The following is a 6,997-nucleotide window of genomic DNA, read 5'->3' as shown; positions in this document are numbered from 1 at the left end:
AAATTTTCCATGTCGGGATAGAGACGATCCCATAAAAAACGGGTTTCCATCACAGACAAATCGGCCCTCTCTTTCAGAAAAAGATCGGGCGATATATTCAACCCGGTGGCAAGTTTTCTGAGTGTATCGCTTTCGACATTGACCCATCCCTGTTTGGTGCGAAACCATTTTGAGACGCACGCCCGTGAAACCCGGGCCAGATTGGCAACATCGGATCTGTTTAGTTTTTTAGAAACCATTATATTTTTAAGTATTTGTAAATACATAGATTCTTCTTCTATCTGTCAACTATAGTAAACTTAAATGTAACAGGGGTCAAGATTGTAATTCTCTTCTTCATTCTTGACTTTATGTTCGCTCCAAATAATGTCGGCCGCATGAAAATCAAGAAAAATTATATTTTATCGCCGGGTCCGACGGCTATTCCTTCGGAGATTAGTCTTGCCGGGGCTCTTCCCATGATTCATCATCGGACTCCCCAATTTCAGAAAGTCATTAAAGAGGTTGCGGAAGGCCTCAAATATTTTTTCGTCACAGAGAATCCGGTTTATTTTGTTCCGTCCTCCGGCACCGGTGTGATGGAAATGGCAATTGCCAACCTTACTTCCCAGGGAGAAACAATTCTCGTGGTGGAGGGAGGAAAATTTGGTGAGCGCTGGAGCGAAATTGCCAGAGCTTTTCACTTGAACGTCATCCCGATTAAAATCGAATATGGAAAAGCGATTCAGCCCGCACAAATAGAAGAGGCATTGAAAAAAAATCCAGAAGCAAAAGGGGTTTTCACCCAGCTTTCCGAAACTTCTACGGGTTGCGTTTATGATATTGAAGCCATTGGAAAAGTTGTTTCCAAAACAGAGGCTCTTTTTGTGGTGGATGGAATCAGCGGTCTTGGCGCCGAACCTTGCTATCCGGACCAATGGGGGGTTGATTGCATTCTAACCGGTTCGCAAAAAGGCGTGATGTTACCACCCGGGCTCGGATTTATTTCGGTCAGTCCCAAGGCGTGGAAGAAAATCGAGCAATCAAAAAATCCTCGCTTCTATTTTGATTTGAAATCCTACAGAAAAGCCCTTCAATCGGATGACAGTCCTTATACTCCGGCAATCAGTCTTTTGTTTCAACTTCAGGAAGCACTGAAGATTGTAAAATCAGAAACCATCGAAGGTGTTTGGGCGCGCCATGGCTGGCTTGCCAACGCCACACGCGCGGGAGTGCAGGCGCTTAATCTGGAATTGTTCGCCGAACGTCCCGGAAATATTTTGACGTCCGTGAAAGTTCCCGCGGGACTGGACGGAGAAAAAATTGTGAAAATGATGCGCGATGATTTGGGCGTTACCATTGCGGGCGGACAGGGAGAAATGAAGGGAAAAGTTTTGCGCATTGCCCATCTGGGTTACGTGGATCGCTTCGATGTCATTGTCGGCATCAGTGCATTGGAAATTGCCATGAAGCGTTTGGGTGCCTCTGTGAAACTCGGAACCGGCTTGGCCGCCGCGCAGGAAGCACTCTGGCAGGATCCAAAAGGGGGATTATGAAATCACTCAAAGTCTTAGTTTCAGATTCCATTGCTGACGGCGCCGTTGAAGAAATGCGAAAGGCGGGACTCGATGTCACTGTCAAAACCGGTTTAAAGCCCGAAGCCGTTTGCGAAATTATTCCTCCTTTTGATGTGATCGTCGTTCGCAGTGCCACCAAAGTAACGGACAAAGTGATTGAAGCGGCAAACAATTTGAAACTGATTGTGCGTGCGGGCGTTGGTTTGGATAATGTGAATGTGGAGGCGGCGAAAAAACGCAATATTCGCGTTGAAAATACCCCGCATGCAACCACGATCACCGTCGCGGAGCATGTTTTTGCATTACTGCTTTCGTTGGCAAGACGGATTCCTCAGGCAAATGCTTCTCTGCAACGGGGCGAATGGGATCGCAAAAGCTTTCAGGGGACCGAACTCAAGGGGAAAACAATCGGCATTGTGGGGCTGGGACGCATTGGTCAAGAAGTCGCCAAGAGGGCCAAGGCGTTTGGAATGCGTGTCGAGGCGCATGATCAGATCATTAATCCCGAAGTGGCCGATGAATTGGAAATTAAGTTGAAATCTTTGGAAGAAGTCGTTTCCCAATCGGATATTATTTCGATTCATTTGCCGCTCACACCGGAGACCCGTCATCTTTTTAATTTGAATCTGCTTAAGAAAATGAAAAAGGGTGCCTATTTGATCAACGCCGCGCGTGGTGGCATTGTGGATGAAGAAGCTTTGGTGGAAATTTTACAGAGTGGACATTTAGCCGGAGCGGCGATTGATGTGTTTGAAAAGGAACCGCCGAGTCCTGATCATCCGTTGTTAAAAATGAAACAGGTTGTGGCTGTGGCTCATTTGGGAGCGATGACAAACGAAGGACAAATCCGCGCAGGCATTGAAGCCGCCCATATTATTATCGAGTTTGCCAAACATGGATGAAATTTATCACCGACTTCAGATTATTCCGATAGCCGATTCTCTCGTGCATGAGGGCATTGTCGAAAAGTGGGTTGACCAGATCGCCTCGAATGTCAAGGATCAGGGGATCATGAAAAATCCCGTCATCGTCTGCAGAAAAAATCCATACTATATTGTGCTCGATGGAATGCACCGCTTCGCGGCTCTCAAAAAACTCGGCGTGCGTGATATTTTGGCCTGCATGGTAGATTATTTTTCCCCAAAAATTGTTTTGGAAGGATGGGATGCTTTTCTTTTTCAACCGCTCGATTTGCCTCTTTTGTTGAAAGAACTTTTCCCTGAAAAATCGGGTTATCATTATTCCCGTGTCGAAAATTTGGCAGAGGCCAAGAAACGTGTGTTGAGCCGCAAATCGTTGTTGGCCGTTGGTGACACGAATGGGTCCGTTTTTGCCTTGGAAAAGAAAAACCTCGACTCAAACGAGTTGGTGGAAGAACTTTGTGTTGCAAACGACCGGATCGACCGCATCTTAAGTGAGCGGGATGTGAAGGTGGTGTATACCGATAATTCTTTGACGCTGGATAATTTTTCCGTTTCGGGCGCCCAATCCGTGGTGTTGCGGCCTCAATTCACAAAGGAAGAGGTATTGGCGAGAACGCTTCACAAGAAAATTTTCCCGCCAAAAAGCACGCGCCATTTAATTCCGGAGCGTCCTCTAAGAGTTGATCTGAATCTGTCTCTGTTGATGACCGATATCGATTTGAAAACAAAAAACAAACTTCTGCAGGACCATCTGAAGTGGTGTTACGAAAACAACCGCGTCCGTTTCTACCCCGAATCCGTCTACATCTTTGCGGATTAAAATTTTCTCCGCCGAATATGTGTTTGCGCGGGGGAGGCCTCTGTGGAAAGATGCGATATCTTTTGGGACACCCAAAAAATTCGCTCGACTCTCAGCGATTTTTGTTTTGATCCCGATAAGGTAAAAATCGCTTCCGAGACGCTTTCCACAGAGGCCTCCCCCGCGCAAACACACCACGGACTTCAAATGAAACAGTTTTTTTATTTAAATCCTACGGTGAATCCCGCCAGGAGGGGAATTCCGATTACGGAGGTGTGACCTTGGGAAAGGTGGCTTCCGAAATAAAGAGTGTATTTAGCGGGGACTGAAAAATTAAGGGAAACGTTTCGTTTTTGATCGAGAAAATATTGAAAGCCGGGGCCGAAATTGAAATTGATTCCACCGGCGCCTGTGTTGTTGTTAATCGAACCATCGGTAATAATGTTCATGCCCGTGCCGCCAATCCAGTAGAAATCAATTCCGTTTTGTGTTTCGATAATATGAAAGAGGGCGTTCAAATCAACGCCGATCACGTTCACCATTTCAGAGCGATTCAAACGCTGGCGGTTGAAGCTGACGGGAAGTTCAACGCCCCATCTGGAAGCGCAAAAATCGTAACCCACTTTCGCGTAACCTCCCCACCTTGTTTTGAAATTGATTCTTCCGAGAGAGGAAACGCCGGCGGCTGTTAATTGGTTGTTGGGTGAATATTGCAAGAGCTGGGAATAACCGGTTCCAAAATACCATCCTTCATGTCCGCAAGCTTGAGTGGGTGATGAAAAAAAGAGAAAACAAAATGAGCCCGCCAACAGGAGTGATGTGAGAATTTGCCGTTTCATGCTTTGGAATGCTTGTTACATGGGCCTTGCCGGTTCGACAACAAAAATTTTTCAGGTCGGAGGAAAGTTTTGTTAACTATTTGAAATAACTGATAAATATTATGATTGCCTTCGCCCCAAAATGGGCTATCAAGACTCAAACTTATGAACAAATCAAAAGGCATCTCGCCTGAATTTATTCGGGCTATTCCAAAATCCGATTTGCATGTGCATCTGGATGGCTCGCTTCGTCTTTCCACCTTGATTGATTTGGCGAAAAAACAAAAAATTGAACTGCCTTCTTTCACCGAAGAGGGCCTTGAGAAATTGGTTTTCAAAAAAAATTATGCCGACTTGGGAGAATATCTTCACGGTTTTAAATACACCTGCGCCGTTTTGCGCGACAAAGAATCGCTTGAAAGAGTTTCGTATGAATTGGCGATCGATAATTTTAACGAAGGCGTTCGCTACATTGAACCGCGTTTCGCGCCGCAGTTGAATGCGCACAAAAATCTTACCGTGTTGGAGGTGATTGAAGCCGTTGCCAAAGGTTTAGAACGCGCCAAAAAAGAACTTGCCCAAACACCCGGTGTGAAAAGTGGCGCGGAGCCGCCGTTTGAATATGGAATTATCGGTTGTGCGATGCGCAAATTTGATGAGCGTTTTTCCGATTACTTTCGCGATTTTGTTTCGGTGCATCGTCACACGCCTCTTGTGGAACTTTATCCCGTTGCTTCGCTGGAGGTGGTGAGAGCGCTGGTGGCAATGCGTGATGATTACGCGCTTCCGGTTGTGGGGTTTGATCTGGCGGGCGAAGAAAAAGGCTATCCGGCCGAGGATCATTTTGAGGCATATCAATACGCCCATAAACATTTTTTGAGAAAAACGGTGCATGCGGGTGAGGCCTATGGTCCGCCATCCATTTTTCAAGCGATCACAGATTGCCGCGCGGAACGCATTGGTCACGGTACCCATCTTTTCGAAATGGAACTCATTGAAGGGATGAACGCGAAGGAACGTAAACAATACGCCGACCAACTTGTACAATATATCGCCGAACAGCGCATCACCATTGAAGTCTGTCTCACGAGTAATTTGCAGACGATTCCCACCATTAAAAGTTTTAAAAATCATCCTCTGGGAAGGATGATTGATCTCAAACTCTCTTTGAGTTTGTGCACCGACAACCGGCTTGTCTCGCACACCACCGTTTGCAATGAAATTGAAAAAGCCGTGGAATCTTTTCCCATCAGCCCGTCACAGCTTAAGGATATTATCCTTTATGGTTTCAAACGCAGTTTCTTTTTCCATTCGTATGCCGAAAAGCGGGAATACGTCCGGCAAGTCATCGACTATTACGAAAAATTAGAAAAAAAGTTCGGAGTTATTTAGCTGAAAGCTGATTGCTGATCGCTTTTTTTAACGCGCACGGGTTTTTGCGATTTCTGCCCGGATAATGGCCCGGAAAATTTCGGGGTCGTTCCAGTATTTGACCCGCCGGTTGTTGACGAGTATCGTGGGCGTGCCGCTGACGTAGATTTTATTGCCGGCTTCCGCATCGGCTTTCACATGAGCCCGTGTTTCGGGAGATTCAAGACAATCAACAAATTCTTTTTCATTCCATCCTCTGTTTTTTGCCAATTGAATCAGCAAATCCCGCGTTAAATCTTTTTGGTTGCGGAAAATGTCGTCGTGATAACCCCAGAAATCCCCCATTTTTGCGGCACAGACGCTGGCTTGCGCGGCGATGCAGGCGTTTTCATGGAAAGATTGCGGGATGTGATCATTGCAATCTTTGTTAATGGGATAGTTATAAAAATAGAGACGGACTTTGTCTTTGAACTCAGACAGCATCGGTTTGAGATGGAAAGCGGCCTCTTTGCAAAAGGGACATTGAAAATCGCTGAATTCGATGACAGTAACCGCGGCATTGGGATTACCCCAAACCGGATTTTGCAGATCAGGGGTAAAATCATATTGCGATTGGCGAAAGTGATACGGAAGAATTTCGCTGACCGGAATGGCGAGAGGGGCGTTCTTAAGAAATTTTTTCTGGTAACTGGACATGATGCCCCAGCCCAATCCGAAAAGTACCAGTGTCAAAACAGTAAATTGAGCAAACTTGGGGCGGAGCGTGAGATGTTCCTGAAGACGAAAACGCCCGCGCAGAAAGAAATGCCAGCCGACAAAGAGGAGCAGGTTAACGCCATACATTGACAAACAAAGAAGACACACCACTTTCAAAACAAGCGTGGCGATGTAGGCTTTGTAGAGAGAAACGGCGAGGGCAATGAGAGACAAAACCCAACCAAAACTGGCGACCGCTTCTTTCAATTCTTTTTTGTAGAGGGTTAAAAGTGTCAGGACGATGGTCCATAAATAAAAAATAAAACCGACCCATGAGACCGGAATGTTTGCAAATTTGGCGTAGCTGGAAGCATAAGCCAGATCGCAATTGATTAATTCGCTGATATTGCAGAAACTTTTTTCCTCAAACCCTTTTTCGAGGATTTGAAAATATTGATGCGTGGCCAACAAAGAAACCGCGGCACCGACAATACTTAAAACAAGAATAAACCACAAAACAGAACGTTTCATAAATAGGGGAGAATTTTTACCACACTCTTCCAAATCGCAAAAGCCAAAACTTGACCAGAATGGTGCCATTACTTTCTGATCAAACTTGACCCACACCACGCGCAATAATCCCAATAATCTTTTGCCACGCTCCATCTGCAGGACGGGCAATTATCAGGAAGGGACGGATGATGCCACGGGCGCGCCACTTTTTTGTGGCAGTAGGGACAATAGCGCATGAAGAGCATCATGGGTTTCCGGCACCGCGGGTTGGTGCAGTGCTCGGTGTAGCGTTTGTCTTTTGAAGGGATCGGGGAAATTTTT

8 protein-coding genes are annotated in these 6,997 nt (G+C 46.0%); 4 read left to right on the top strand and 4 right to left on the bottom strand.

Translation table 11 applies throughout. The features are described 5' to 3' along the window. On the bottom strand, nt 1–266 hold a 266-nt coding region (locus HY877_02425; protein MBI5299139.1), incomplete at its 3' end, for a helix-turn-helix transcriptional regulator. 84 nt (nt 267–350) lie between these two features. On the opposite strand from HY877_02425, the gene HY877_02420 reads away from it, so the two are divergent. The 3 genes from HY877_02420 to HY877_02410 are packed head-to-tail and all read left to right on the top strand — an operon-like array spanning nt 351 to nt 3,299. Next, nucleotides 351–1,535, top strand: coding sequence for an alanine--glyoxylate aminotransferase family protein (locus HY877_02420; GenBank protein MBI5299138.1), 1,185 nt, complete (start codon nt 351–353; stop codon nt 1,533–1,535). After that, complete coding sequence (locus HY877_02415; protein MBI5299137.1) at nt 1,532–2,458, top strand: hydroxyacid dehydrogenase; 927 nt, start codon at nt 1,532–1,534, stop codon at nt 2,456–2,458. The genes HY877_02420 and HY877_02415 overlap by 4 nt, the downstream gene beginning before the upstream one ends. After that, nucleotides 2,451–3,299 (top strand): ParB N-terminal domain-containing protein, encoded by an 849-nt coding sequence (locus HY877_02410; GenBank protein ID MBI5299136.1) that lies wholly within the window; start codon nt 2,451–2,453, stop codon nt 3,297–3,299. Before HY877_02415 ends, HY877_02410 begins: the two co-directional genes overlap by 8 nt. A gap of 200 nt (nt 3,300–3,499) precedes the next feature. Here HY877_02410 and HY877_02405 read toward each other — a convergent pair whose 3' ends face one another. Continuing rightward, the gene (locus tag HY877_02405) at nt 3,500–4,117 is read right to left on the bottom strand and encodes a hypothetical protein (GenBank protein MBI5299135.1); all 618 of its coding nucleotides are present in this window, start codon (nt 4,115–4,117) and stop codon (nt 3,500–3,502) included. A 144-nt stretch (nt 4,118–4,261) separates the two neighbouring features. Here HY877_02405 and HY877_02400 point away from each other — a divergent pair, with 144 nt between their 5' ends. Beyond that, nucleotides 4,262–5,488 carry an adenosine deaminase family protein gene (locus tag HY877_02400; protein ID MBI5299134.1) on the top strand — a complete coding sequence of 409 codons (1,227 nt, stop codon included), beginning with the start codon at nt 4,262–4,264 and terminating at the stop codon, nt 5,486–5,488. 27 nt (nt 5,489–5,515) lie between these two features. Here the strand turns inward: HY877_02400 and HY877_02395 are convergent, their stop codons facing one another. Together HY877_02395 and HY877_02390 are read right to left on the bottom strand one after the other, a co-directional pair. Continuing rightward, nucleotides 5,516–6,694, bottom strand: a complete 1,179-nt coding sequence (locus HY877_02395) for a thioredoxin domain-containing protein (GenBank protein ID MBI5299133.1) — start codon at nt 6,692–6,694, stop codon at nt 5,516–5,518. A 68-nt stretch (nt 6,695–6,762) separates the two neighbouring features. Then, nucleotides 6,763–6,997: zinc ribbon domain-containing protein (locus tag HY877_02390; protein ID MBI5299132.1), on the bottom strand; the 235-nt coding region annotated here is incomplete at its 5' end.

It is taken from the genome of Deltaproteobacteria bacterium, from assembly GCA_016213065.1.
Lineage (GTDB): Bacteria > UBA10199 > UBA10199 > SPLOWO2-01-44-7 > SPLOWO2-01-44-7 > JACRBV01.
The sequence above is the reverse complement of the archived record's forward strand: the minus strand, read 5'-3'. Positions and strand labels throughout refer to the sequence as shown.

Excerpts from the sequence above, each read along its gene's own strand:
- HY877_02420 (MBI5299138.1), top strand. The coding sequence starts at position 351 with ATGTTCGCTCCAAATAATGTCGGCCGCATGAAAATCAAGAAAAATTAT.
- HY877_02415 (MBI5299137.1), top strand. The coding sequence starts at position 1,532 with ATGAAATCACTCAAAGTCTTAGTTTCAGATTCCATTGCTGACGGCGCC.
- HY877_02410 (MBI5299136.1), top strand. The coding sequence starts at position 2,451 with ATGGATGAAATTTATCACCGACTTCAGATTATTCCGATAGCCGATTCT.
- HY877_02405 (MBI5299135.1), bottom strand. The coding sequence starts at position 4,117 with ATGAAACGGCAAATTCTCACATCACTCCTGTTGGCGGGCTCATTTTGT.
- HY877_02400 (MBI5299134.1), top strand. The coding sequence starts at position 4,262 with ATGAACAAATCAAAAGGCATCTCGCCTGAATTTATTCGGGCTATTCCA.
- HY877_02395 (MBI5299133.1), bottom strand. The coding sequence starts at position 6,694 with ATGAAACGTTCTGTTTTGTGGTTTATTCTTGTTTTAAGTATTGTCGGT.